Source organism: Luteimonas marina (assembly GCF_007859325.1).
Taxonomy (GTDB): Bacteria; Pseudomonadota; Gammaproteobacteria; order Xanthomonadales; family Xanthomonadaceae; genus Luteimonas; species Luteimonas marina.
Window position 1 is genome coordinate 399,736 of the sequence record NZ_VOHK01000002.1, and the last position, 25,406, is coordinate 425,141.

At 70.4% G+C, this 25,406-nt stretch carries 26 protein-coding genes; 17 read left to right on the forward strand and 9 right to left on the reverse strand.

Annotated elements, in window-relative coordinates; all coding sequences use genetic code 11:
- Positions 1–143: 143 nt before the first annotated feature.
- A complete protein-coding gene (locus tag FQY83_RS05815) occupies positions 144–719 on the reverse strand; it encodes a DUF3016 domain-containing protein (protein ID WP_146385979.1) in 576 nt (191 codons plus the stop codon).
- 205 nt (positions 720–924) lie between these two features.
- Here FQY83_RS05815 and FQY83_RS05820 point away from each other — a divergent pair, with 205 nt between their 5' ends.
- Complete coding sequence (locus FQY83_RS05820) at positions 925–1,896, forward strand: L,D-transpeptidase family protein (protein ID WP_146386354.1); 972 nt, start codon at positions 925–927, stop codon at positions 1,894–1,896.
- Positions 1,897–1,906: 10 nt separating this feature from the next.
- Positions 1,907–2,689, forward strand: a complete 783-nt coding sequence (locus FQY83_RS05825; RefSeq protein WP_425478606.1) for a M23 family metallopeptidase — start codon at positions 1,907–1,909, stop codon at positions 2,687–2,689.
- Between the two features lie 68 nt (positions 2,690–2,757).
- On the opposite strand, the gene FQY83_RS05830 is transcribed toward FQY83_RS05825, so the two are convergent.
- Positions 2,758–3,423 (reverse strand): arylesterase, encoded by a 666-nt coding sequence (locus tag FQY83_RS05830; protein WP_146385983.1) that lies wholly within the window; start codon positions 3,421–3,423, stop codon positions 2,758–2,760.
- Between the two features lie 135 nt (positions 3,424–3,558).
- Between FQY83_RS05830 and FQY83_RS05835 the strand changes: the two genes are divergently transcribed.
- The 3 genes from FQY83_RS05835 (at position 3,559) to FQY83_RS05845 (ending at position 7,256) form a co-directional block, all read left to right on the forward strand.
- On the forward strand, positions 3,559–4,236 hold the full coding sequence (locus FQY83_RS05835; RefSeq protein ID WP_146386356.1) for an ABC transporter ATP-binding protein: 678 nt from the start codon (positions 3,559–3,561) through the stop codon (positions 4,234–4,236).
- A 145-nt stretch (positions 4,237–4,381) separates the two neighbouring features.
- Positions 4,382–6,907: an ABC transporter permease gene (locus FQY83_RS05840; protein WP_146385985.1), complete on the forward strand. Its 2,526-nt coding sequence runs from the start codon at positions 4,382–4,384 to the stop codon at positions 6,905–6,907.
- Between the two features lie 124 nt (positions 6,908–7,031).
- A complete protein-coding gene (locus FQY83_RS05845; RefSeq protein WP_146385987.1) occupies positions 7,032–7,256 on the forward strand; it encodes an RNA-binding S4 domain-containing protein in 225 nt (74 codons plus the stop codon).
- 55 nt (positions 7,257–7,311) lie between these two features.
- On the opposite strand, the gene fabB is transcribed toward FQY83_RS05845, so the two are convergent.
- The 3 genes from fabB to FQY83_RS05860 all read right to left on the reverse strand — a co-directional run bounded on the left by fabB (position 7,312) and on the right by FQY83_RS05860 (position 9,635).
- Positions 7,312–8,544, reverse strand: a complete 1,233-nt coding sequence (gene fabB, locus FQY83_RS05850) for a beta-ketoacyl-ACP synthase I (protein ID WP_146385989.1) — start codon at positions 8,542–8,544, stop codon at positions 7,312–7,314.
- Positions 8,541–9,053, reverse strand: a complete 513-nt coding sequence (fabA, locus tag FQY83_RS05855) for a 3-hydroxyacyl-[acyl-carrier-protein] dehydratase FabA (RefSeq protein ID WP_146386358.1) — start codon at positions 9,051–9,053, stop codon at positions 8,541–8,543. Before fabA ends, fabB begins: the two co-directional genes overlap by 4 nt.
- A gap of 255 nt (positions 9,054–9,308) precedes the next feature.
- Positions 9,309–9,635 (reverse strand): DUF6249 domain-containing protein, encoded by a 327-nt coding sequence (locus FQY83_RS05860; RefSeq protein WP_146385991.1) that lies wholly within the window; start codon positions 9,633–9,635, stop codon positions 9,309–9,311.
- A 152-nt stretch (positions 9,636–9,787) separates the two neighbouring features.
- Between FQY83_RS05860 and FQY83_RS05865 the strand changes: the two genes are divergently transcribed.
- Together FQY83_RS05865 and FQY83_RS05870 are read left to right on the forward strand one after the other, a co-directional pair.
- Positions 9,788–10,390: an RNA polymerase sigma factor gene (locus FQY83_RS05865; protein ID WP_146385993.1), complete on the forward strand. Its 603-nt coding sequence runs from the start codon at positions 9,788–9,790 to the stop codon at positions 10,388–10,390.
- Positions 10,387–10,839, forward strand: a complete 453-nt coding sequence (locus FQY83_RS05870; protein ID WP_146385995.1) for a hypothetical protein — start codon at positions 10,387–10,389, stop codon at positions 10,837–10,839. Before FQY83_RS05865 ends, FQY83_RS05870 begins: the two co-directional genes overlap by 4 nt.
- A 146-nt stretch (positions 10,840–10,985) precedes the next feature.
- On the opposite strand, the gene FQY83_RS05875 is transcribed toward FQY83_RS05870, so the two are convergent.
- On the reverse strand, positions 10,986–11,243 hold the full coding sequence (locus FQY83_RS05875; protein WP_146385997.1) for a hypothetical protein: 258 nt from the start codon (positions 11,241–11,243) through the stop codon (positions 10,986–10,988).
- 163 nt (positions 11,244–11,406) lie between these two features.
- On the opposite strand from FQY83_RS05875, the gene FQY83_RS05880 reads away from it, so the two are divergent.
- The gene (locus tag FQY83_RS05880; RefSeq protein WP_146385999.1) at positions 11,407–12,429 is read left to right on the forward strand and encodes a class I SAM-dependent methyltransferase; all 1,023 of its coding nucleotides are present in this window, start codon (positions 11,407–11,409) and stop codon (positions 12,427–12,429) included.
- Between the two features lie 178 nt (positions 12,430–12,607).
- Positions 12,608–13,312: a 16S rRNA pseudouridine(516) synthase gene (locus FQY83_RS05885; RefSeq protein ID WP_146386360.1), complete on the forward strand. Its 705-nt coding sequence runs from the start codon at positions 12,608–12,610 to the stop codon at positions 13,310–13,312.
- A 182-nt stretch (positions 13,313–13,494) separates the two neighbouring features.
- On the opposite strand, the gene FQY83_RS05890 is transcribed toward FQY83_RS05885, so the two are convergent.
- Entirely contained in the window at positions 13,495–14,046 is a 552-nt protein-coding gene (locus FQY83_RS05890; protein WP_146386001.1) for a DUF1415 domain-containing protein, read from the reverse strand.
- Between the two features lie 13 nt (positions 14,047–14,059).
- Positions 14,060–14,542: a YajQ family cyclic di-GMP-binding protein gene (locus FQY83_RS05895; RefSeq protein WP_146386003.1), complete on the reverse strand. Its 483-nt coding sequence runs from the start codon at positions 14,540–14,542 to the stop codon at positions 14,060–14,062.
- Between the two features lie 226 nt (positions 14,543–14,768).
- On the opposite strand from FQY83_RS05895, the gene FQY83_RS05900 reads away from it, so the two are divergent.
- The 4 genes from FQY83_RS05900 to FQY83_RS05915 all read left to right on the forward strand — a co-directional run bounded on the left by FQY83_RS05900 (position 14,769) and on the right by FQY83_RS05915 (position 18,665).
- The gene (locus FQY83_RS05900; RefSeq protein ID WP_146386005.1) at positions 14,769–15,881 is read left to right on the forward strand and encodes a prephenate dehydrogenase; all 1,113 of its coding nucleotides are present in this window, start codon (positions 14,769–14,771) and stop codon (positions 15,879–15,881) included.
- Between the two features lie 56 nt (positions 15,882–15,937).
- On the forward strand, positions 15,938–16,987 hold the full coding sequence (locus FQY83_RS05905; RefSeq protein WP_146386007.1) for an NAD(P)-dependent alcohol dehydrogenase: 1,050 nt from the start codon (positions 15,938–15,940) through the stop codon (positions 16,985–16,987).
- Complete coding sequence (locus tag FQY83_RS05910) at positions 16,984–17,895, forward strand: DMT family transporter (RefSeq protein ID WP_238333419.1); 912 nt, start codon at positions 16,984–16,986, stop codon at positions 17,893–17,895. The genes FQY83_RS05905 and FQY83_RS05910 overlap by 4 nt, the downstream gene beginning before the upstream one ends.
- A gap of 218 nt (positions 17,896–18,113) precedes the next feature.
- Positions 18,114–18,665 carry a CcdC protein domain-containing protein gene (locus FQY83_RS05915; protein WP_146386011.1) on the forward strand — a complete coding sequence of 184 codons (552 nt, stop codon included), beginning with the start codon at positions 18,114–18,116 and terminating at the stop codon, positions 18,663–18,665.
- Positions 18,666–18,864: 199 nt separating this feature from the next.
- Here the strand turns inward: FQY83_RS05915 and FQY83_RS05920 are convergent, their stop codons facing one another.
- Positions 18,865–19,497, reverse strand: coding sequence for an OmpW/AlkL family protein (locus tag FQY83_RS05920; protein ID WP_146386013.1), 633 nt, complete (start codon positions 19,495–19,497; stop codon positions 18,865–18,867).
- 591 nt (positions 19,498–20,088) lie between these two features.
- Between FQY83_RS05920 and aceF the strand changes: the two genes are divergently transcribed.
- The 4 genes from aceF (at position 20,089) to atpB (ending at position 25,364) form a co-directional block, all read left to right on the forward strand.
- The gene (aceF, locus tag FQY83_RS05925) at positions 20,089–21,471 is read left to right on the forward strand and encodes a dihydrolipoyllysine-residue acetyltransferase (RefSeq protein ID WP_238333420.1); all 1,383 of its coding nucleotides are present in this window, start codon (positions 20,089–20,091) and stop codon (positions 21,469–21,471) included.
- A gap of 16 nt (positions 21,472–21,487) precedes the next feature.
- Positions 21,488–23,722 carry a dihydrolipoyl dehydrogenase gene (gene lpdA, locus FQY83_RS05930; protein WP_146386017.1) on the forward strand — a complete coding sequence of 745 codons (2,235 nt, stop codon included), beginning with the start codon at positions 21,488–21,490 and terminating at the stop codon, positions 23,720–23,722.
- Positions 23,723–24,094: 372 nt separating this feature from the next.
- Positions 24,095–24,493 (forward strand): hypothetical protein, encoded by a 399-nt coding sequence (locus tag FQY83_RS05935; protein ID WP_146386019.1) that lies wholly within the window; start codon positions 24,095–24,097, stop codon positions 24,491–24,493.
- Positions 24,480–25,364, forward strand: coding sequence for a F0F1 ATP synthase subunit A (gene atpB / locus FQY83_RS05940; protein WP_425478607.1), 885 nt, complete (start codon positions 24,480–24,482; stop codon positions 25,362–25,364). Before FQY83_RS05935 ends, atpB begins: the two co-directional genes overlap by 14 nt.
- Positions 25,365–25,406: the final 42 nt, after the last annotated feature.

Sequence of the window (25,406 nt, forward strand, 5' to 3'; positions counted from 1 at the left end):
GCGGGATCGTGCCCGCAACCGGTGGGTGTGGCAATGCGCGGTTGGCGGCAGATGCCCACCGGCCAACCGACAAACAGCCCTTCCTTCCCTCGATGGAACGAAAAAAGCCCCGGCCTGGCCGGGGCTTCGTCCTTGTCGCCGGTTCAGTTGCTCGCGACCGCCGGCTTGCGCAGTTCGTCGCGCACCCAGTCGTCGATCATCCGCTTCTCGTAGTAGAGGTTGTCGTTGCGGCTGCCGAAGTTGCTGCCGCCCATCAGGAAGCCGGTGTCGCGCACCTCGCGGCTGCCTTCGGCGAGCACCTGCCCGTCGGCGCCATAGTGGCGGAACTCCAGCGTCATCGACGGCGGATAGATGTCGCGCAGGATCCGCACGTCCTGCATCTGCATGCCGCGCCAGGGCTCGTAGCGGCCGGCGCGGTTGAAGTCGGTGATCGTGACCTCGAGGCGGTCACCCTCGGGCAGGCGCTTGGCCGCGGAGCCGCGCAGGTGGTCGGCCAGTTGGTAGACCCAGTTGCCCTCGCGCGCCTTCCAGCGGTTGCCGCTGAACTTGAGGTCGGTGAATTCGGCCGGGTCGGCCCACTGCACGCTCACCGGGCCTTCGTCCGGCAGGCTGCGGGGCGCATCGGGATCGGTGACGTTGCGGACCTTTGCGGTCGCCGTCGCGGTCGCCAGCAGGACGGCGACGATCAAGAGGAGGCGTGCGGCGTGTTTCATGGCCATGACTCCGGGGGAGGCCACGGCAGTTTGCGCGCCGCAGGCTTAACGGTCCAGAAAAGCAGGTGGCCGATCCGGGAGGGGCGATGCCCGGTCTCCGACGGATGGCGCGCCACCTGCGAGACGGGCTGAATTTCCCCGTGTCGAGGCCGCCCGTTTCACGCCGTGCGCACCGGTGCTGGCCATGATGCGGTCATCCCTCCCTACGGACATGCCGATGATGCGCAGCGCGACCGCCTTCCCCCTTTCGTTCCTCGCCCTCTCGTTGTTCCTCGCCGGACCGCTGTCGGCCGGCGAAACCGATGCGCCCGGGCCGGAGTCCGTCAATGCCGCCACCGGCGAAGGCAGCAACGCCCTGCTGCGCGCACAGGTGCTGCTCGAACGCGCGCGCTATTCGCCCGGCGAGATCGACGGCCGCGGCGGCGCGAACACCGCGCGCGCCGTCGCCGGCTTCCAGCGCGCGAAGGGGATCGAACCCACCGGCACGCTCGACGAGGCGACCTGGCGCGCGCTGTCCGACGGCGCCGCCCCGGCGCTGGTGACCCACACGCTCACCGACGAGGACGTCGCCGGCCCGTTCCACGAGATCCCGGACGACACGGCGGAGAAGGCGAAGCTGCCGGCGCTCGGCTACGCCTCCGTCGAGGAGGCCATCGGCGAGCAGTTCCACGCCGCGCCGGCGCTGATCGCGCGCCTCAATCCCGGCAAGACGCTGGCCGCGGGCACGACGATCGTGGTGCCGAATGTCGCAGGCCTGCCCGCGCTGGCCGCCGCGGCAACGGTGGTGGTCGACAAGTCCGATTCGGTGCTGCGCCTGCTCGACGACGCGGGAGAGGTCTACGCACAGTTCCCGGCATCCACCGGCAGCGGGCACGATCCGCTGCCCATCGGCGAATGGAAGATCACCGGCGTGGCCACCGATCCGACCTTCCACTACAACCCGGAACTGTTCTGGGATGCCGACGGGAGCGAAGCGAAGGCGACGCTGCAGCCGGGGCCGAACAATCCCGTCGGCACGGTCTGGATCGACCTGTCGAAAGAGCACTATGGCATCCACGGCACGCCCGAACCGGCGGAAATCGGCAAGACCGAATCCTACGGCTGCATCCGCCTGACCAACTGGAGCGCGCGTGCCGTGGCCCGGGCGGTGAAGCCGGGCACGCCGGCGCTGCTGCAGGAGTAGGTCGATGTTCGTGCGCGCGCTGCTGATCCTGGCGCTGGGGCTGCTGGCCGCGAACGTCGGCTGGCGGTTGCTGCGCGGCGACGAAGCGCCGTTGTGGAAGCGCACGCCGGCAGCGGTGGCGGGCGAAGGCGATCGTGCGTCCGTCGGATTGCGGGCCGGTGCCGGTGTTCCGGAAGCGGCCGTGGCCGAAGCGGCGCCCGCGCCCGATGTTCCCTCGTGGCCGGGAAACGCGGATGTACCGCCTGTCGCGCAGGCGCCGGAGGCCTTGCCGCCGACCGACGCCGACGATCCGCGGGTGTCCGCCGCCGCGGCAGGAGGGCGTGCGCCGGTCGCGGCCTCCGCCAGGCCTTCGCCCCCGGGCCTGATCGTGCCCGTACGGGGCATTCGCGCCGCCGACCTGCAGGACACCTTCGGCGATTCGCGCAGCGGCGAACGCACGCACGAAGCGCTCGACATCATGGCGCCTGCCGGCACGCCGGTGCTGGCGGTGGCCGATGGTCACGTCGAGAAACTGTTCGACAGCGAGCGCGGCGGCCTGACGATCTACCAGTTCGAACCGACGGGGACCTGGTGCTACTACTACGCGCACCTGCAGTCGTACGCGCCCGGCCTCGCCGAAGGCGCACAGGTGAAGCAGGGCGACGTGATCGGCTTCGTCGGCAGCACCGGCAACGCCGATCCGGCCGCGCCGCACCTGCATTTCGCGGTGTTCGCGCTGACGCCGGAGAAGCAGTGGTGGACGGGTGCGGCGGTCAATCCCTATCCGCTGCTGCGGGGTGCGGATACGCGCTGAGCGCGCCCGCGCGCATCGGTCCGGCGATCGGCGTCGATCCCGGCCACCTGCTGCAGGAGGTGGCCGGATCAGTGGTCGAGCAGCGGCACCAGCGCAGGCCAGACATGTTCGAGCAGCTTCGGCTGCGCCCCAATGGTGGGGTGCAGGTTGTCGTCCTGGTAGGCGTCGCGGTCGAGCGCGATCGGTTCGAGCAGGAACGGTACGAGCGCCGTGTCGAACAGCTTCGACAGGTCGCGGTAGTTGCGCTCGAAGCCGGCGGTGTAGTCGGCGCCGAGGTTGGGCGGCATGCGCATGCCGACCAGCAGCACCTTCGCGCCGACGTGCCGCGACGCGCCGATCATGCGCGCGAGATTGCGCCGTGCCTCGGCGAGCGGCAGGCCGCGCAGGCCGTCGTTGGCGCCGAGCGCGATGACCACCACGTCCGGCCGGTGGCGCAGCACCTCGGCGACGATCCGCGACGAGCCGCCCGCCGTGGTTTCGCCGCTGATGCTGGCGTTGACCACGCGCCAGCCCGGTTTCTCCTTCGCCAGGCGATCGCCGAGCAATGCCACCCAGCCCTCGTGCGCGGCCATGCCGTAGCCGGCCGACAGCGAATCGCCCATCACCAGCACCGTGCGCGGCTGCGGCGTGCCGGTGGGCGCGGGCCGGGCGAAGGCGGGCAGCAGCGCCAGCAGCACGAGTAAACCGATGGCCCATTGCATCGGGCGCCCGCAGGCCGCATAACCTTGCTTCATCTGTCGAATCCTCATCCGTCGCGCGCACTGGTGGCGCCTGCGGTCCACGATACCCAATCCGGAATGAACATGGCCGACGCCCCCGCGCCGCATGTCGCTGGCCCCCACGCCGCCGATTCCCATGCCCGTCCCACCATGCCCGCCCTGCTTGCGCAGGGCCTGGGCAAGCGCGTGACCCTGCCCTCGGGCGAGCTGACGATCCTCGACGGCGTCGGCTTCGCGGTCTCGCCCGGCGAGGTGGTCGCCATCGTCGGCGCGTCCGGCTCGGGCAAGAGCACCCTGCTGTCGCTGCTGGCCGGGCTCGACGTGCCCAGCGCCGGCGCGGTCGCGATCGACGGCGATACGATCTCGACCCTGGACGAGGACGGCCGCGCCCGCGTGCGCGGCGACAAGGTCGGCTTCGTGTTCCAGAACTTCCAGCTGCTGCCCTCGCTGACCGCGCTGGAGAACGTGATGCTGCCGCTGGAGCTGCGTGGCGATGCCGATGCGCAGGCGCCGGCGCGCGAGATGCTGGGCAAGGTCGGCCTCGGCGAACGCCTGGACCACTATCCGAAGCAGCTGTCCGGCGGCGAGCAGCAGCGCGTGGCGCTGGCGCGCGCGTTCGTGACGAAACCCTCGCTGCTGTTCGCCGACGAACCGACCGGCAACCTCGACACGAACACCGGGCAGGCGATCATCGAGCTGCTGTTCGCGATGAACGCGGATGCCGGCACCACCCTGGTGCTGGTGACGCACGACGACCACCTCGCCGCGCGCTGCCACCGCACGCTGCGGCTGGACGGCGGCCGGCTGGTCGCGGACGAAGTGCGTTGAGTCGCTTGCAGGAACCCGGGAAAATCCGTCATTCCCGCGAAAGCGGGAATCCATGGATCCTGCTTTTCAGGAGCACAACGTCCATGGATCCCCGCTTTCGCGGGAATGACGGGCAAGAAGCCCGATTGCCTGAAGGGGCCCCCGCATGAGGACGCTTTCGCTCGCCTGGCGGCAGTTGCGCCGTGACCTGGCCGCCGGCGACATCCGCATCCTGTTCGCGGCGCTGGTGCTGGCGGTGGTGGCGGTGACCTCGGTCGGCTTCGTCACCGACCGCGCCGGGCGCGCGCTGGCGATGGAGGCCAACCGCCTGCTCGGCGGCGACGCACTGGTGCGCGGCGACGCGCCGATCGGCGGCGCGGTGCTGGAGGCGGCGAACGCGCCGGACCTGCAGCGCACCGAAACCGTCGAGCTCGACAGCATGATCCGCGTCGGCAGCGGCGGCGACGCGCAGTTGCGCCTGGGCGACCTGCGCGCGCTGGGCGAGCGTTTCCCGCTGCGCGGCGCGTTCCGCATCGTCGGCGACGACGGCGTCGAACGCGATGCGGGTTCGGTTCCGGAACCGGGCACGCTCTGGCTCAGCCGCGCCGGCGCCGACACGCTCGGCGCGCGGATCGGCGACCGCGTCGGCATCGGCACGCGCGAGTTCCGCCTCGCCGCGCTGGTGGCGCAGGAGCCCGACGCCTCGATCGACTATTTCAACGTCGCGCCCAAGGCCTTCCTCAACCTCGCCGACCTGCCGTCCACCGGACTGGTGCAGGAAGGCAGCCGCCTTCGCTACCGGCTGGTGGTCGCGGGCGATGCCGCGGCGATCGAGCGCTTCGCGACCACGGCCAAGGCCAACCTCGCGCGCGGTCAGCGCATCGAGACGATCACCGACGCGCGCCCGGAAGTGCGCTCGGCGCTCGATCGCGCCGGTCGCTTCCTCGGCCTCGCCGCGCTGGTGTCGGTGATCCTCGCCGCGGTCGCGGTGGCGATGGCCGCGCGCCGGCACAGCGAGCGGCACCTGTCGGGCGTGGCGGTGATGCGCTGCCTCGGCGCGCAGCAGCGCACCCTGGTCGGCATCCACGTCGGCGAGCTGCTGCTGCTCGGATTGATCGCCTGCAGCATCGGCGTCGCGATCGCGTTCGCGCTGCAGTGGTCGGTCGCGGGCTGGCTGGCGCAGGCGCTGCAAGTGGAGATCCCGCCGGCCGGCGTGTGGCCGGCGCTGCGCGGCTATGGCGTCGGCCTCGTCGTCCTGCTCGCGTTCGGCGCGCCTCCGGTGCTGGCGCTGCGGCGCGTGCCGGCGCTGCGCGTGCTGCGCCGCGACCTCGACGGCAGCGAGCCTTCCGCGTGGATCGTCGCGCTCGCCGCCCTGGGTGGGCTCGCGGCGCTGCTGTGGTGGCAGGCGGGGTCGGCGACGCTGGCGATCGCGATGCTGGTGGGCATCGCGGCGACGCTGGCGGTGCTGGCGCTGCTGGCGTGGGGCCTGATCCTCGCCGTGCGCGGGCTGCGTTCGAGGCTGCGTGGCGCGCTGCGCTACGGACTGGCCAACGTCAGCCGCCGCGCCGGCACCAGCATCGCCCAGGTCAGCGCCCTCGGTCTCGGCTTGATGGCGCTGCTGCTGCTGACCTTCGTGCGCACCGACCTGCTCGACCGCTGGCAGCTGTCGCTGGCCGAGAATGCGCCCAACCGCTTCATCGTCAACGTGCAGTCGGACCAGATCGCGCCGGTACGCGACTTCATCGCCTCGCAGGGGGTGGCCGAACCGGTGCTGTTCCCGATGGTCCGCGCGCGCCTGGTCGAGCGCAACGGCCAGCCGGTGACCGGCGCCGACTACGCCAATCGCAGCGGCGACGCCGAGCAGGACCGGCAGGCGCAGCGGCGCGCCGAGCGCGAGTTCAACCTGTCGATGGCGGCCACGCTGCGCGACGACAACAAGGTCACCGCCGGCGCCTTCTGGACCGGCCGGCCGGCGGCGCCGGAACTGTCGGTGGAAGAGGAATTCGCCGCCGACCTCGGCTGGAAGGTCGGCGACCGCATCGCCTTCGACATCGCCGGCCAGCGCCTGGAGGCGCCGATCACCAGCCTGCGCAGCGTGGACTGGGAGAGCTTCCAGCCGAACTTCTTCGTGCTGGCCTCGCCCGGCGCGCTCGACGGCTATCCGGCCAGCCACATCACCGCGGTGCAGGTGCCGCCGGAGGCGACGCGCTTCACCGCCGACCTCGTGCAGCGCTTCCCGAACCTGTCGGTGATCGACGTCGACGCGGTGCTGGCGCAGGTGCGCTCCACCGCCGACCAGGTCTCGACCGTGGTCCAGGTGGTGTTCTGGTTCTCGCTGCTGGCGGGCGTGCTGGTGCTGCTGGCGGCGGTCAGCGCCAGCCAGGACGAGCGCCTGCTCGAAGGCGGCGTGATGCGCGCGCTCGGCGGACGGCGCGGGCAGCTGCGGATGGCGCAGGTGTCGGAGTTCGCGGCGATCGGGCTGCTGGCCGGGCTGGTCGCGGCGATCGCGGCTTCGGTGCTGGCCGGCGTGGTCGCCGAGCAGGTGTTCGACCTGCCGTGGCGGGCGAACTGGACGCTGGCGGTGGTCGGCAGCGCGGTGGGCGTGGCGGTGACGCTGCTGGCGGGGCTGTTCGCGACCCGCAGGGTACTGGATGCGCCGCCGTCGGCGACGCTGCGCGAACTGCAGGGGTAGCCGGCACTCTGAAGACCCCGAGGCTCGTCATCCCAGCGAAAGCTGGGATCCATTGTGTCTTTGCCGTCGTTGAAAATGGATCCCAGCTTGCGCTGGGATGACGAATCAAAAGGCATCACAAGACATGCAGGACATCGACTTCCAGCTCGAACGCGACCACGTCGAACTCAACCAGCTGCTCAAGCTCTGCGGCATCGTCGACAGCGGCGGCGCCGGCAAGGCGCTGGTGTCGAGCGGCGCGGTGCGTGTGGACGGCGAGGTGGAGCTGCGGCGGACCTGCAAGATCCATGCGGGGCAGGTGGTGGAGGTCGGGGACGTGCGCATCACCGTGGCGGGCGACGGCGCCTGAATCCCGCGGCGGGGTCACAGGCGCTCCAGAGGGCGGCGGACCGTGATCCGCGCGCTCAGTCCTCCCAGCGCCGCAGCACCAGGCTGGCGTTGGTGCCGCCGAAGCCGAAGCTGTTCGACAGCACGGTGCGCAGCCCGGCGTCGCGGCTTTCGCGCACCAGCGGCAGGTCGGCGGCTTCGGGATCGACGTTGTCGACGTTGATCGAGCCGGCGATGAAGCCGCGCTGCAGCATCAGCAGGCAGAAGATCGCCTCCTGCACGCTGGTCGCGCCGAGCGAATGGCCGGTCAGCGATTTTGTCGAGGAGAACGGCGGCACCGCGTCGCCGAAGACTTCGCGCATCGCGCGCAGTTCGCTGACGTCGCCCACCGGGGTCGAAGTACCGTGGGTGTTGACGTAGTCGATGCCGCCGTCGAGCCCGTCGATCGCCATGCGCATGCAGGCGATGGCGCCGTCGCCCGAGGGCGCGACCATGTCCACGCCGTCGGAGCTGGCGCCGAAGCCGACCAGTTCGCCGAGGATGGTCGCGCCGCGCGCCTGCGCGTGCTCCAGGCTTTCCAGCACTACCGCACCGCCGCCGCCGGAGATGACGAAGCCGTCGCGGTCGGCGTCGTAGGCGCGCGAGGCGCGCTCGGGCGTGTCGTTGTAATTGCTTGACAGTGCGCCCATGCCGTCGAACAGCATCGCCATGCCCCAGCTGACTTCCTCGCCGCCGCCGGCGAAGACCACGTCCTGCAGCCCGGCCTGGATCTGCTGCGCGGCCACGCCGATGCAGTGCGCGGAGGTCGCGCAGGCCGAGGAAATCGAATAGTTCAGGCCCTTGATGCCGAACGCGGTGGCGAGGCAGGCCGACACCGTCGAACTCATCGTGCGCGTGACCTGGTACGGTCCGACGCGACGGATGCCGCGCTCGCGCAGGGTGTCGGCCGATTCGATCTGGTTGGTCGGCGAACCGCCGCCCGAACCCATGATCAGGCCGGTGCGCGGGTTCGAGACCTGCGATCCGTCGAGGCCGGACTGCGCGATCGCGTCGCGCAGCGACAGGTAGGCGTAGGCCGCGGCGTCGCCCATGAAACGCTTGAGCTTGCGGTCGATCGAGGCCTCGAGGTCAACCTGCGGCACGCCGGAGACCTGGCTGCGCAGGCCCTTTTCGGCGTAGGACGCATCGCCGCGGATGCCGGAACGGCCCTCGCGCAGCGCCGACGCCACGGTGTCGAGATCGTTGCCCAGGCACGAGACGATGCCCATGCCCGTGACCACCACGCGGCGCCCGCCGGCGTTCAGGCTCATGCGTCGCCTTCCTGCTTCTGGAACAGCCCCACGCGCAGGTCGCTGGCGGCGTAGATCTCCTTGCCGTCGCAGTACATGCGCGCGTCGGCGATGGCCATGATCAGGCGGCGCTTGATCAGGCGCTTGATGTCGATCTCGTAGCGCACCAGCTTCGCGTCCGGGCCGACCTCGCCGGTGAACTTGACCTCGCCCGAGCCGAGCGCGCGGCCGCGGCCGGGCAGACGCTGCCAGGTCATGAAGAACCCGACCAACTGCCACATCGCGTCCAGCCCGAGGCAGCCGGGCATCACCGGATCGCCCTGGAAATGGCACTGGAAGAACCACAGGTCCGGGCGGATGTCGAGCTCGGCCTCGACCCGGCCCAGCCCGTGCGCGCCACCGTCGTCGTCGATGTGGGTGATGCGGTCGAACATCAGCATCGGCGGCAGCGGCAGGCGGCCGCTGCCCGGTTCGAAGAGCCGGCCTTCACCGGAGGCGATCAGTTGTTCGCGACTGAATGAATCCTTCATCGGGCCGGGCGACTCGCGTTTCTCGGACAAGGCCGACAAGTATCGCGGAATTGCGGCACGGAGCCCGTACGCAAGGGTAGGTTCCGGTCTCGGGCGGGCGGGATTTCGACCAAAGTCGCAGGTGCGCCCGGCTGCCGGTCCGGCCCGGCCCGTGTCCGTGGGAGCGCCTTCAGGCGCGAAGCTGTTCGTCCGGCCGCGAAGTCGCGCGAATGGCATCGCGCCTGAAGGCGCTCCCACGGGACACGGGTCGGGTCGCTATTTCGCCCGCCGGCCGAGGTAGTAGGCGGCGAGGTTGCCCAGGCCCGTGGCGCCCAGCAGGATCGCGAACAGCGCGGGCGACGGTTCCTTCCAGTCGAAGCCTTCGAGCAGGCCGAAGCCGACGGCCAGCGCGAGCAGGATCACGCCCCAGCGCAGCGAAGCCTGGCGGCGGCGGATCTCCTCGCCTTCGATGAGGGTGCGAAGCATGTCCTCCGAGCCGTTGGACTGGATCATGCGCTTGCGTGCGTCGGCGTCGACGACCGCCTTGATGGTCAGGTAGATGCAGACGAACAGGACGATCGGGATCATGTATTCGAGTTGCATGATGGCGGGTTCCGGTGTGTGGTCGGGGCGGATGGAGCGGGGTCTTGGCTCAGGAGATACCGCCTGTGGCGGAGCGGTTGCAGCGGTCGGCCGGGAGGATGCCTGCGCCCGGCCTTGCAACCGCTGCCTCCCCGGGCGTATCCCTGTCCGCGATGCCGACGCCGCCCGACCGCCCCGAAGACGCGCTGCGCGCCGACCGCGCGCTGGCCGATGCCGTGCTGGCGGGCGCGCCGGGCGCGTTCGAGCGGCTGGTGCGCGACTACCAGGGCCTGTGCTGGCACGTGATCGACCGCATGGTGCGCCACCCCGAGGACACCCGCGAGCTGTGCCAGGACACCTTCCTGCGCGTGCACCAGGCCCTGCACCAGTACCGCGGCGAGAGCGCGCTCAAGTCGTGGATCGCGCAGGTTGCGTATTCGGTGGCCAAGCGGCACCTGGAGAGGCGGCGCATCCCGATCGCCGACACCGCGGGCGAGGGCGACGGCCTGTCGCTGGTCGAAAGCGTGGGCGACGGCTTCGACCTGGAAGGCGCGACCGCGGACGACGAGGCCGTCGCCCTGCTGCACGCCGCGATCGCGCGCCTGCCGCCGCTGCAGCGGACGCTGCTGACCCTGTATCACCTGGAAGAGATGCCGATCGGCGAGATTTCACGCGTCACCGGGCTTGCCGAGGGCACGATCAAGAGCCACCTGTTCCGCAGCCGCCGCCAGCTGCGCGGACTGCTGGAGCCGACCATGGGAGTCTTCGCCGCATGAACAGCCCGCGCCCGCCCCGTCCCGCCGACCCGCGCAGCGTCGAAGAGCGCGACTGGCTCGCGCAGGAGCGCGCGCTGGCGCATCCGGCCGGCGACCGTCGCGACGCGCTGCTCGCGCGCGCACTGCGCACGATGCCGGTGTCGCAGCCGCCGGCGGATTTCGCCGCCGCGGTCGCGGCGCTGGCCGCCTCCGGCGCGACGGCCGCGGCCAGCGGCGTGGATTCGAAGCTCGAACGCATGCTGTTCAACGGCCTGCTGGCGGTGTTCGCGCTGGCGATCGTCGTGGTCGCGGCGATGTACGGCGGCCAGTGGTGGGCAATGGCGAGCGAGGGCCTCGGCCGCGGCGCCGCGCAATGGGCGCTGGCCGCCGGCGCCTGCCTGCTGCTGTCCTGGCTGCCGGGCGGCGCGCGGCGGCTGTACGAGGCGACGCGCGTGGTGCAGGCCGCCTGATACCTTTTCGCGATCAAGAGGAATGGCGTAGGTCGGCTCTACGTGGCCGACGCCTTGCCTGCCGATGACCGGGCGTCGGGGGCGTAGCCCCGACCTACGGATCCGGGCGTTGGTGAGCCGGACCAACAGGCGCGACCCGGCCGCGTTCAATCCACGGCCTGCAGCTCCGTCCCGAACCGCCGCGCATAGCCGCGCTCGCCGCTGATGCGCAGGACCTCGTCCGGATCGAAGTCCGGCGCGCCGTAGACCGCGCAGGCGATGCCGCCGTTGCCGTGGCCCACTGCGTGCAGGCGATAGCGCGACTGGCCGCTGCCGGTTTGCGGCGGGTAGTGCCGGGGCGGCTCGCCGCCGTCGAGGTCGAGTTCGTTGTTGTCGATGACGCCGCCGACGAACAGTGCGCGCATGGGGGTGTTCTCCTTGTGTGGCATGGGGCCCTCTCCCTCTTGTGGACAGCCTGCCCGCGGGAATGTTCCCGCCCGGTCGACGCGGCGTGCATGGCGGGTGGTCGGCGGCCGCGAACGTGAACACGCCGTTAGAATCCCCGCGATCCCCCTCGCCGAACCGCCGATGCCCGATCCCGCCCTCGACGCGCTGCTGCTGCCGTTCGCGTCCGGCCAGCTCGGCTGGCCGGCGGATGGCGCCGTGTTCCTGCGCGCGCGCGAAGGCGCCGCCCTGCACGCGCATGCGCCGCGCACGCTGGTATGCGAGCAGTCGTTCCGGCCCGCGCACGATGCGCTGCAGCGCGCGGGCTTCCAGACGCGCGCGTCCGGCGACGATGCCTTCGCGCGGGTGCTGGTGCTGCCGCCGCGCCAACGCGACGAGGCGCGCGCGCTGTTCGCCGCGGCGCTGTCGCGCGTGCGACCCGGCGGCACCGTGGTCGCGGCGATGGCCAACGACGCCGGCGCGAAATCCGGGCAGGCCGACTTCGAGGCGCTGTTCGGTGGCACGTCGGCGCTGAGCAAGCACAAGTGCCGCGTGTTCTGGTCGACTCCCGAGCGCGCGGACGCGGCGCTGGCCGATGCGTGGCGCAGGCTGGATGCGCCGCGCCCGATCCTCGATGGCCGCTTCACCAGCCGGCCCGGCATCTTCGCCTGGGACCGCATCGACGCGGCCTCGACGCTGCTCGCCGCGCACCTGCCGGCCACGCTGTCGGGCCACGGCGCCGACCTCGGCGCCGGCTGGGGTTACCTCTCGTCCGAAGTGCTGGCGCGCAGCAAGGGCGTGGCGGCGCTCGACGTGGTCGAGGCCGAGCTGCGCGCGCTGGACTGCGCCCGGGCCAACCTCGCGCCGCATGCCGCGCGCGTGACGCTGGACTTCCAGTGGCACGACGTCAGCGCGGGCCTGCCCGGGCGCTACGACTTCATCGTCACCAATCCGCCGTTCCACGCGCTGCGCGGCGAGGCGCGGCCGGAGATCGGGCGCGCCTTCATCGCCGCGGCGGCGGAGGCGCTGAAACCGCGCGGCGCGCTGTGGCTGGTCGCGAACCGGCAGCTGCCCTACGAGGACGCGCTCGGCGCGCGCTTCGCGAGCGTGCGCATCGTGGCGCAGCGGGAGGGATTCAAGGTGATCGAGGCGGTGAAGGGGCAATGAGCGTGGTGAGGCCAACGATCGCGTTGCCCTTCGTTGTCATTTCGACCCCGGACTCGATCCGGGGGAGAAATCTGCCGTTCGTATCACATCGCGCTACAAGCAGATTTCTCCCCCGGATCGAGTCCGGGGGAGAAATGACAGTCTGGGGCCGCGAGGTGACATGCGGGGCACCTGCACGATGAAGCTGGTCAAGCACATCGCCAACCTCGGCTACGGCAGCCGCAGGCAGGTGCAGTGGATGTTCCGCGAGGGCCGCGTCACCGATTCCGCCGGCGAGGTGCTGTACGCCGACGACCGGGTCGCGCACGAGGCTGTGTGCATCGACGGCGAGCCGCTGGACCCGCCGCCGGGCCTGCTGCTGGTGCTGCACAAGCCGGTCGGCTACACCTGTTCGACGAAGGATGCCGGGCGCCTGGTCTACGACCTGCTGCCGCCGCGCTTCCGCCTGCGCGATCCGGTGCTGTCCACGGTCGGCCGCCTCGACCGCGACACCAGCGGCCTGCTGCTGCTGACCGACGACGGCCAGCTGCTGCACCGGATCATCTCGCCGAAGGCGAACCTGCCCAAGACCTACGAGGCGACGCTGGCGCGCCCGCTGCGCGGCGACGAGGCCGACGTGTTCGCCAGCGGCACGCTGCTGCTCGAATCGGAGACCACGCCGCTGAAGCCGGCGCGGCTCGAAGTCATCGACGCCACCCATGCACGCCTGACGATCGGCGAAGGCCGCTACCACCAGGTGCGGCGCATGTTCGCGGCGGTCGGCAACCACGTCGAGGCGCTGCACCGCAGCCGCGTCGGCGGGCTGGCGCTGGACGGGCTCGCGGAAGGCGAATGGCGTATCGCGGGCGACGAGGATCGCGCGCGTCTGTTCGATGCCGTTTGATTCGATGCAGCCGAGGGTTCATTTGCACGAACCTCCCGCGCGACGGATTGTCATTCCGAGCGTAGCGAGGAATCTGCTTTGACTGTTGCTCCTCGGTCAGAAGCAGATTCCTCGCTACGCTCGGAATGACAGTCTGCTGGTCGGCTGCGAATCGTAGTCTTCAAGAGACCGTGAAGGCGCTTCTACACAAGCAACGCGTTCCAGCCTTCACGGCCGAGCGCCTGCAGCGTGGCGATGTTGCGCTCGACGATCGCGTCGGGATCGGGGAAGGCTTCCACCGCGCGGTCGATGCTGGCCTCGCGCAGCAGGTGCAGGGTGGGGTAGGGCGAGCGGTTGGTGCAGTTGGCGACGTCGTCCGGATCGCTGCCGGCGAACCGGTAGTCCGGGTGGAAGCTGGCCACCTGCAGCACGCCCTCCAGGCCGAGCGACTCGAGCAGTGCTTCGGCCTCGTCGAGGAAGTCGTTGTAGTCGAGGAAGTCCTGCAGCACGTCCGGGTGCACCAGCAGGGTGGTGTCGGTGGTGTCGGCGGGCGTGTCGCGCAGGTGCAGCAGTTCCTCGCCCAGCTCCGCCAGCAGCGCCGCGGGCGTGGTGGCGTCGCTGCACGCGATGCGCACCTGGTCCTTCGCGTACACCGCCTTGGCGAACGGGCACAGGTTCAGGCCGATCACCGCACGCTCCAGCCAGCGCCGGGTGTCGGCGACGGCCTGCGGCTCGCGCGGCGTGTTCGTCGTCATCGCGGCGATGCGCTCAGTCGCGGAAGTTGTCGAACTGCAGCGGCAGGCCGAAGTCCTCGCCGCGCAGCAGGGCGATCGCGGCCTGCAGATCGTCGCGCTTCTTGCCGTTCACGCGCAGCTTGTCGCCGTTGATCTGGCTGTCGACCTTGATCTTCGCGTCCTTGAGCTTGCCCTGGATCTTCTTCGCCAGCTCGCGCTCGATGCCCTGGCGGACGGTGACCTTCTGCCGCGCGCCGGCGACGTTGGTGTCGACGTCGCCGAACTCCAGGCAGCGCGCGTCGATCTTCCGCGCGATCAGCCGCGCGCGCAGGATGTCGGTCATCTGCTGCAGCTGGAACTCGCTCGGCGCGGACTGGGTGATCACCGCGTCCTCGCGCGCGAAGCTCGCGTCCACACCCTTGAAGTCGAAGCGCGTGGACAGCTCGCGGTTGGCCTGGTCGACGGCGTTGATGAGTTCGTGGGTGTCCACTTCGGAGACGATGTCGAAGGAAGGCATGGTGGTCCGGTTGCTTGAATGGGTGGGAATCGTCATCCCCGCGGAGGCGGGGATCCAGTGTCTTTGGTGCGGAACGACTTGAAGACACTGGATTCCCGCCTGCGCGGGAACGACGGGAAGATCGCGCACTAGGTTACCCCATGGTTGCGCACGCAACGGATGCGCGCGGGCGTGCCAGCCCTTACCGTGTCGCGGCGCCCGCCGTGGGCGCGTCGCAGGTCGTTGCGTGAAGCCATTCCCCGTCATCGGCATCGTCGGCAGCGCGGGCACCTACGGCCGCTGGCTGTGCGGTTTCTTCGAACGTCGCATGGGACTGCGCGTGGTCGGCCACGATCCGGGCGACGCCGGCAGCGATGCGCCGGAGGTGCTGCTGGAGCAGGCCGACGTGCTGCTGTTCGCGACCCCGATCCGCCTGACCGCGGCGCTGGTGGACGACTACGTGCGCCTGTCCGCCGGCCGCGAGGCGGGGCGGCTGTGGCTGGACGTGACCTCGATCAAGCAGGGCGCGGTGGACGCGATGCTGCGTTCGCGGGCCGAGGTGGTCGGCCTGCACCCGATGACCGCGCCGCCGAAGGCGCCGACGATGAAGGGCCGCGTGGTCGTGGTCTGCGAGGCGCGCATCGACCGCTGGCGGCCGTGGCTGCAGGGGCTGCTCGACGCGCTGGAGGGCGAGTGCGTGCACGCCAGCGCCGAGCGCCACGACCGGATGATGGCGCTGGTGCAGGCGATGGTGCACGCGTCCCACCTCGCCCAGGCCGGCGTGCTCGAGGAGTACGCCGGGGACGTCGGCGGGCTGGCGGCGATCATGCCGTTCCGCTCGGCCTCGTTCGAGCTCGACGCCGCGATCGCCGCGCGCATCCTGTCGCTGAACCCGGAGATCTACGAGGAGATCCAGTTCGGCAACACGCATTCGGCCGACATGCTCGACCGCCTGCTGGCGCGCCTGTCCGAACTGCGCGACCTCGTCCGCCGGGGCGACGACGCGGCCCGCGCCCGCTTCCGCGCGCGCTTCCTGCAAAGCCGCGAGGCCTTCGGCGCGCAGGCGCTGGCCGAGGGCAACTACGCTTACGAGCGCGTCGGCTACCTGCTCGCCGACCTCGCCGGGCGCCGGTTTGCCAGCGTGCACCTGCCCGAGGATCGCCCCGGCTCGCTGCGCACGCTGCTGCACGTGTTCGAGCGCCACGGGGTCAGCCTGGAGTCGATCCACTCCTCGCGCACCCCCGGCGGCGAGGTGCATTTCCGCATCGGTTTCGTCCGCGGCACCGATGCGGCGACGCTGGCGGCGGCGGTGGCCGAGATCGACGACAGCGGCATCGGCCGCGTGCTCGAGAGCGGCTGACGCGGCATCGCCGCGCGGATGCGGCATCATGCGCGCTCCGCCCCCGAGGACGCGCCATGTCGACCATTCCCGCCTATGCCGCCCCGGCCGCCGGATCGCCACTGGCGCCGTTCGCGATCGAGCGCCGCGACCCCGGTCCGCACGACGTGCAGATCGACATCCTCTACTGCGGCGTCTGCCACACCGACATCCACCAGGTGCGTGACGAGTGGGGCGCGGGCCTCTTCCCGATGGTGCCGGGACACGAGATCGTCGGCCGCGTGTCCGCGGTCGGCGGTGAGGTGTCGAAGCATGCGGTCGGCGACCTGGTCGGCGTCGGCTGCTTCGTCGACTCCTGCCGCGAATGCCGGCAGTGCCGGGCCGGGCTGGAGCAGTACTGCGACGAGGGCATGACCGGTACCTACAACGCCCGCGAGCGCGGCACCGGCGCGCCGACCCACGGCGGCTATTCCACGCGCATCGTCGTCGACGAGGACTACGTGCTGCGCATCCCGGACGGCCTGCCGCCCGACCGCGCCGCGCCCCTGCTGTGCGCCGGCATCACCACCTACTCGCCGCTGCGCCACTTCGGCGTCACCGCCGGCGACAGGGTCGCCGTGGTCGGCCTCGGCGGCCTCGGCCACATGGCGGTGAAGCTGGCGGTGGCGATGGGCGCGGACGTGACCGTGCTCAGCACCAGCGAATCCAAGCGCGACGACGCGCTGGCGCTCGGTGCGCAGGATTTCGCCGCCACCGGCGACGGCAAGGTGTTCAAGAGCCATCGCGGGCAGTTCGACTTCATCATCGACACCGTTTCGGCCCAGCACGACTACGACGCCTACCTCGGCCTGCTGCAGGTCGACGGCACGATGGTGCTGCTCGGCCTCCCGGACCCGACCGCGGTGTCGGCGTTCCCGCTGGTGTCGAAGCGGCGCCGGCTGGCCGGCTCGATGATCGGCGGCATCGCCGAGACCCGGGAGATGCTGGAGTTCTGCGCCGCGCACGGCATCGCCGCGGACATCGAACTGATCGGCATCGACGCCATCAACACGGCGTACGAGCGGATGCTCAGGGGCGACGTGCGCTACCGCTTCGTCATCGACATCGCCAGCCTGCGCGGCGGATGAGCCCGGGCGCGGAAACGAAACCGCGCGCGGCGGCGGCCTGGATGCTGCTTGCCGGACTGCTGTTCGCGGGCATGGACGCCGGGATGAAGTGGATCTCCGGCGACTACTCGCCGTTCCAGGTGGCGGTGCTGCGCAGCGTGTCGGCGCTGCCGCTGGTCGCGCTGTGGATCGTGCTGCGCGGCAAGGCCGGCACCCTGCTCAGGGTGCACTGGCCGCTGCACCTGCTGCGCGGCGTGCTGGGCGTGGGGATGATGGCCGGCTTCGTCTACGGGCTGGCGCGGATGCCGCTGTCGACCGCGTACACCATCGTGTTCGTGGCGCCGCTGCTGGTCACGGCGCTGGCGGTGCCGTTCCTCGGCGAGAAGGTCGGGCCGCGGCGCTGGATCGCGATCGTGGTCGGACTGCTCGGGGTGATCGTGGTGCTGCGTCCGACCGGCGAGGGCGTGGCGACGCTGGCGGGGCTGGTCGTGCTGCTGGCGGCGCTGTGCTACTCGATCGCTGCGATCACCGTGCGCAAGCTGGCGCTGCGCGACAGCCCCGAGGCGATGGTGTTCTGGTTTCTCGTCCTGCTGGCGGTGTTCGCCGGCGCGGTGGCGGCGTTCGACTGGCGGCCGGTGCAGCCGGGACATCTGGGCGTGATCGCGATCGTCGGCCTGACCGGTGCGCTCGGGCAGGTCGCGTTGACCCATGCCTTCCGCCTCGGCGAGGCCAGCCAGATCGCGCCGCTGGAGTACGCGGCGCTGGTGTGGGTGGTACTGCTCGACCTCGCGCTGTGGCAGGCGCTGCCCGACCGCATGACCTGGCTCGGCGCGGCGATCATCATCGCCAGCGGGCTGTACCTGATCCGGCGCGAACGCGCGGTGGGCGTGCCGCGGGACCCGGACGGGGCGCAGACGCCGCCGCCCTGAACGGCGGGGCGGGGGCATGCGGGGACAATGTCATCCCGAGCGTTCTTGTCTCACGTCCTTTACAACCTGAGTACCGTCATCCCAGCGAAAGCTGGGATCCATTTTGCTTTTTCATTGTCGATATTCCCGAGAAAGACCAACGGCAAAATGGATGACCAGCGCTTCGCGCTGTTGTAAAGCGCTTCCGGCGTTCGCCGGAATGACGGACAAAACACACCATGCCCCTGCTGCTGATCCCGTTCCTGCTCCTGCTGTTCCTCGCGCTGGCGCTGCTGCTGTGGCCGCTGGGCCTGTGGCAGCGCTACCGCCTTGGCCGCGCGCGGCGCCGGGCGCGGCCGGGCTGGGTGACGTTCAACGCGATCGGGCTGCTGCTGTCGGCGCTGCTGTTCCTGCTCGGCGCGTGGATCGGCGGAATCTGGATCGACGGCGCGCCGTGGAATGCCTGCGCGGGCCTGCTGGCGGGCGTCGTGCTGGGCGGCGTCGGACTGTGGTTGGCGCGCTTCGAGGCCGGCAACGGGCAACTGCACTACACCGCGAACGCATGGCTGGTGCTGGCCCTGACCCTGCTGGTCGGGCTGCGCGTTGCCCTGGCCGCCTGGCAGGCCTGGCATCGCGCATGGGAGGGCGTGCCGGCGCCGGTGCCGTGGCCCTGGCTGGCCGACCACGCCAGCCTGCTGGCGATGGCCGGGTTGCTGCTCGGCTACCACCTGGCCTTCGAATGGGGGCTGCGGCGCCAGCTGCGCCGGCTCGGGATGCTTCGTCTCCGCTGATCGCGTGCTTGCGACCGTACACCTCAATCGAATGTCATTCCGAGCGCAGCGAGGAATCTGCTTCTGCTGCTGCTCACAATGAAGAAGCAGATTCCTCGCTGCGCTCGGAATGACAACTTCGAGTTGGCGGCTCAAAAAACAACGGACCCTCGCGGGCCCGTTGCATGAAGCGCGTCGGCTGGCGTCCAGCCCGGCGGCATCAGAATCGCGCGCCGACACCCACGCCCACCGTCCAGGGATTGAACTTGACGTCGCGTTCCACCGTCTGGCCACCCAGCTTCGCGTCCGCCTCGCCGTGCAGGTAGCGCGCGTCGGCGCGGGCGAACCAGGTCGGGGTGATGTTCATGTCGACGCCGACGGTGCCGATCGCGCCCTTGGGCGAGGTCAGGCCGACGTGGGCGCCGTCCGCGGTGGCGATGTCCTCGTCGCTGATGTTGGTCTGGTGGTAGCCCAGGCCCACGAACGGGCGGAAGGTGTTGTCCGCGGCGCCGAAGTGGTACTGGCCGCTCAGCGCGATCGGCTGCGAATCGACGGTGCCGAGCTTGCCGGCGTCGCCGCGCACGCGATGGTTGAACTTGTCCGCGGCGCCCCAGAGCTCGACGCCGATGTTGTCGGTGATGTGGTACGTGGCGCTCAGGGTCGGCGCGACGTCGCCGTCGGCGTCGATGCGCGCGCCGGGCAGCGGATCGGAATCGGGCTGCAGGATCGTGGCGCTGCCGACCACCGAGAAGCGCTTGCCGGAGGCGGTGTCGCCGTCCTGCGCGAACGCGGACGGGGCGATCAGGAGCGAGGCGATGGCGGCGGAAAGACCGAAAGTACGCAAGGACAGCATGGGGGACTCCTCATGTGGTTGTTGTCGGTGTTGCATTCGCCCTTGAGGTGGGCGCGCACACCGTAGCCACGGCCGCATGAATCGCCGCGTGGCAGGAATCTGAATGTCCTGGCCCGTGTGGCGTGCGTTCATCGGCGTGACGGCAGGCGGCCTGTCGCGTTCGCATCGCATTCGCCGCGCAGGCGTGATCGCAGGCGGGTTCGACGCGTGGTGTCGATCGCCTGTGATGCGCATGTTGTGAAGGTGAATTCCCGGCAACGGGACGATGCGCCAGCAATCGTTTCAACGGAGACGAATTCGGCGAGGCGATCCGGGAGGAGCCTGTCATGTCGACCGCAGGGAGAAATCCTCACTTTCCCCTGCGCCGGAGACGGGATTTCTCCCTGCGGTCGAAATGACAACGCTTTGCTTTTCCGGGTTCTTCGCCCCGGAGGCGCGGACGAGGGGGCAGGATCTGCCGCCTCCCGCCCTTGCATGGCGGGGCGGGCGCCGAGCGGCCCGCGCTCGGGCAACGGACCTTCCTGCCGGTTGGCGGGACCGGCGCATGCGGCCACAATAGGCGTTCTCCCTCCCTGTACCGCGGAGCGCCGCATGGCCGACCTGAAGGAAGCACGAGTCCCCGATATCGGCGGCTACGACGATGTCCCCGTCATCGAGGTGCTGGTCGCGGTCGGCGATACGGTCGCGGTCGACCAGGGCCTGGTCACGCTGGAGTCGGACAAGGCGACGATGGAAGTGCCCTCGTCGGTCGCCGGCGTGGTGAAGGAGCTGAAGGTCAAGGTCGGCGACACGCTGTCGGAGGGCGGCGTGGTGGCGATCATCGAGACCGCCGATGCCGCGGCGGAAGCGCCGAAGGAGGCCGCGAAGGCCGCGCCCGCACCGGCGCCCGCGCCCGCGAAGCCGAAGGAGCCCGATCCGGTCGTCGAGCCGGTGGCGGTTGCGGCGGCGCCGGACAGGCTGGCGCAGGCGTCGATCGACGCGCAGGCCGGCAAGGCGCCCGCGCAGGGCCAGCCGCCGGTGCGCTTCGAGGCCGACGCGTTGATCCCGGGCAAGGTGCCCTACGCCAGTCCCGCGGTGCGCCTGTTCGCGCGCGAGCTGGGCGTGGACCTGTCGCAGGTCACCGGCAGCGAGAAGGGCGGGCGGATCACCAGGGAAGACGTGCAGAAGTACGTCAAGGGCGTGCTCTCGGGCGCGAATGCGGCGCCGGCCGCGGTGGCCGGCGGCGGCGGCGCGGGCCTCAGCCTCCTGCCGTGGCCCAAGGTCGACTTCAGCAAGTTCGGCGAGGTCGAGGAAAAGCCGCTGTCGCGGATCAAGAAGATCTCCGGCGCCAACCTCGCGCGCAACTGGGCGATGATCCCGCACGTCACCCAGCACGACGACGCCGACATCACCGACCTCGAAGCGCTGCGCGTGCAGCTCAACAAGGAGAACGAGAAGGCGGGCATCAAGCTGACCATGCTCGCCTTCCTGATCAAGGCCAGCGCCAACGCGCTGAAGAAGTACCCCGACTTCAACGCCTCGCTCGACGCCAGCGGCGAGACGCTGACGCTGAAGAAGTATTTCCACATCGGCTTCGCCGCAGACACGCCCAACGGCCTGGTCGTCCCCGTGATCCGCGACGTCGACAGGAAGGGCGTGATCGAGATCGCGCGCGAAACCGGCGAACTGGCGAAAAAGGCGCGCGACGGCAAGCTCGGCCCGGCCGAGATGTCCGGCGGCTGCTTCTCGATCAGCTCGCTCGGCGGCATCGGCGGCACCGCGTTCACGCCGATCGTCAACGCGCCGGAAGTGGCGATCCTGGGCGTGTCGAAGTCGTCGATGAAGCCGGTCTGGGACGGCAAGCAGTTCGTGCCGCGGCTCGTCCTGCCGCTGTCGCTGAGCTACGACCACCGCGTGATCGACGGCGCCGCCGCCGCGCGTTTCACCGCCTACCTCGCCCAGCTGCTCGCGGACATGCGCCGCGTGCTGCTCTGACGCAGGGGAACGGACGATGGCGAACACCATTGAAGTGAAGGTCCCCGACATCGGCGGCTACGACGACGTGCCGGTGATCGAGGTGCTGGTCGCGGTCGGCGACACGGTCGCGAAGGACCAGGGGCTGGTCACGCTGGAGTCGGACAAGGCGACGATGGAAGTGCCGTCCTCGCATGCCGGCGTGGTCAAAGAGCTGAAGGTCAAGGTCGGCGATACGCTGTCGGAAGGCGGCGTGGTGTTGATCCTCGAAGCCGAAGGCGCTGCTGTTGCACCTCCCCCGCCTGCGGGGGAGGTCGACGCGCGCAGCGCGTCGGGTGGCGGCAAGGCTTCCGCGGCGTCGCCCCCACCCCAACCCGCCCAGCCCGTCGGCACAGCCGACGGGCGTTCAGAGGCGCATGGACCGGTGGTCCATGAGCGCGCCTCTTCACCCCCCGCGAGCGGGGGAGGGAGCCAAGCGACCTCCGGCGGCACGGTCGAAGCGAAGGTGCCCGACATCGGCGGCTACAGCGACGTGCCGGTGATCGAGGTGCTGGTGTCGGTCGGCGACACGGTGAAGCAGGACCAGGGCCTGGTCACGCTGGAATCGGACAAGGCGACGATGGAAGTGCCCTCGTCGGTCGCCGGCGTGGTGAAGGAAGTGAAGGTCAAGGTCGGTGACACGCTGTCGGAAGGCGCGGTGGTCGCGATCATCGAGGCCGAAGGCGGCGCGCCCGCCTATGCGCGCACGCCCGACAAGGTCGCGCCGGGCAGCAAGCCGCCGGTGGCCACCTCGCACCGCGCGCCGGTCGAGCCGGTCGAGCCCGCGCCGCAGGCTGCGGCCGCCAGCGGGCGCAAGGCCGACGTCGAATGCCGCATCGTCGTGCTCGGCGCCGGCCCCGGCGGCTACACCGCTGCCTTCCGCGCCGCCGACCTCGGCCTCGACACCGTGCTGGTCGAGCGCTATCCCAGCCTCGGCGGCGTCTGCCTCAACGTCGGCTGCATCCCGTCGAAGGCGCTGCTGCACGCGGCCGACGTGATCGAGCAGGCCGGCCACGCCAGCGAGTACGGCGTCGACTTCGGCAAGCCGAAGATCAACATCGACACCCTGCGTGGCTACAAGGAGAAGGTCGTCGGCCAGCTCACCAAGGGCCTGGCGGGCATGGCGAAGCAGCGCAAGGTGCGCGTCGTGCAGGGCACCGGCAGGTTCGTCTCGGCGAACGAGCTGGAAGTCGCGGGCGACGACGGCAAGACCCAGCTGCTGCGCTTCGAGCAGTGCATCATCGCCGCGGGCAGCCAGGCGCTGAAGCTGCCGGGTTTCCCGTGGGACGACCCGCGGATCATGGATTCGACCGATGCGCTCGACCTCGCCGACGTGCCGAAAAAGCTGCTCGTCGTCGGCGGCGGCATCATCGGCCTGGAGATGGCGACGGTGTACCGCGGCCTCGGCAGCGAAGTCACCGTGGTCGAACTCGCCGACCAGCTGATGCCGGGCGCCGACAAGGACCTGGTCAAGCCGCTGGCCGACCGCCTGAAGAAGCAGGGCGTGTCCACCCACCTCAAGACCAAGGTGGTGGAAGCCAAGGCCGGCAAGAAGGGCGTCGACGTCACGTTCGACGGCGAGAACATCCCCGAGGGCAAGGTCTACGATCGCGTGCTGGTCGCCGTGGGTCGTTCGCCGAACGGCAGGAAGATCGACGCGGAGAAGGCCGGCGTGCGCGTGGGCGCGCGCGGCTTCATCGACGTCGACGCGCAGATGCGCACCAACGTCCCGCACATCTTCGCCATCGGCGACGTCATCGGCCAGCCGATGCTGGCGCACAAGGCCACGCACGAGGGCAAGCTCGCGGCGGAAGTCGCCGCCGGCGAGAAGAAGGAGTGGGTGGCGCGGGTGATCCCGTCGGTGGCCTACACCGACCCGGAGATCGCCTGGGTCGGCGTCACCGAGACCGAGGCGAAGGCCAAGGGCCTGAAGGTCGGCGTCGGCAAGTTCCCATGGGCGGCGTCGGGCCGCGCCATCGGCCTGTCGCGCACCGAAGGCTTCACCAAGCTGGTATTCGACGAGGCCACGCACCGGATCATCGGCGCCGGCATCGTCGGCGTGCACGCGGGCGAGCTGATCGCCGAGGCCGCGCTGGCGATCGAGATGGGCTGCGAGGTCGAGGACATCGGCCACACCATCCATCCGCACCCGACGCTGAGCGAATCCGTCGCGATGGCGGCCGAGGTCTACGACGGCACCATCACCGACCTCTACCTTCCGAAGAAGAAGTAGGTTCGCCGCCGCGGTTGGCCCCCACCCCAACCCTCCCCCGCTGCGCGGGGGAGGGCGCCGGAAGCGCAGCGCCCGCCCCCGCCAGCAAACCGGCAACCGTTCCGCCAACGGCATGAAGCCCCGGCGCGGGCCGGGGCTTCATGGGGGAATCCGCCGTGGATCGACGAGGAAGAACGGCGAACTCGCAAGGACTGACCGGCCCGGTCGCGAAAGGTTCCCCGGAATGGCGCCGCGGACCGCCGCCGGGCCCCGGAACCGGAAATTGTGCGATGCACAAGGTTGCCGCCGAAAAACCCCCACTGCTATACTTCCGCTGCTTCGTCGGGCCGTTTTCTGAATGGCCCACCCCCGCAGACTGCCGAGGTTGGGCGCGTGCACGATCCCATCGCCACGAGCCGGCGCGCAGTCCTGCGCGCGGTGGTCGTCCAGGCGGTCGTCGTCGGGCTGGTGGCACTGGCGTTCCTTCCCCGGGGAGGGGCCGCCGCGCTGGCGGCACTGGTCGGCGGGCTGGCGATGGTCGCCGGCAATGCGCTGGCGGCCGGGATGGCGCTCGGCGGAATCGTCCCGGCGCGCGTGGCCTTCGCCAGGCTGCTGCTGGGGACGGCGCTGAAGTGGCTGGTCGCGGGGATGGTCTTCGTGGTCGGCGTGGGAGTCTGGCGGTTGCCGGGGCTGCCGATGCTGGCGGGGCTGGCGGCGGGACTGCTGGCCTACCTGGCGGCATTGAATCTGCGTGTGGAAACAGGACATCCAAGGGTCGATCGTGAGCGCTGACAGCACCGGTACCGAAGCCGCCTCCGGCGATAGCACCGCCTACATCCAGCACCACCTGCAGCACCTGCAGTGGCAGGTCGGCGAAGGCAGCTTCATGAAGATCAACGTCGACAGCGTGCTGTTCTCGCTGCTGGCCTGCGCCGTGTTCCTGTTCTTCTTCCTGCGCACCGCGCGCAAGGCCACCGCCGGCGTGCCGGGCAAGTTCCAGACCTTCGTCGAGATGGTCGTCGGCTTCGTCGACGGCCTCGTGCGCGAGACCTTCCACGGCCGCAGCAAGCTGATCGCGCCGCTGGCCATCACCATCTTCTGCGTCGTGTTCCTGATGAACTTCATGGACATGATTCCCGTGGACTGGATCCCGGGCGCGTGGATGAAGGCCAACGAGCTGGCCGGCCACGACCCGCACCACGCCTACCTGCGCGTGGTGCCCACCGCCGACCTCAACGTGACCCTCGGCCTGTCGCTGATGGTGTTCCTGCTGATCCAGGTCTTCGGCGTGTCGCACAAGGGCCCGGGCAAGTTCATCGGCGAGGCGTTCACCGCGCCGTTCCACGCCGAGAGCCTGGTGATGAAGATCCTGCTCGCGCCGGCCAACCTGCTGCTGCGCGTGATCGAGGAGCTGGTGCGTCCGCTTTCGCTCACCCTGCGACTGTTCGGCAACATGTACGCCGGCGAGCTGATCTTCATCCTGATCGCGCTGATGACCTGGAACGCGGCCTTCGGCAGCGGCCTGACCTGGGTGCTGGCGCCGCTGCAGTTCATTTCCGGCTTCGTGTGGACCGCGTTCCACGTCCTCGTGATCACGCTGCAGGCCTTCATCTTCATGATGCTGACCATCGTCTACCTCAGCATGGCGGCCGAGAGCCACTGACCGCCGCGCCCCGTTTCCACCCTCCCATCCCTTATCCCAACA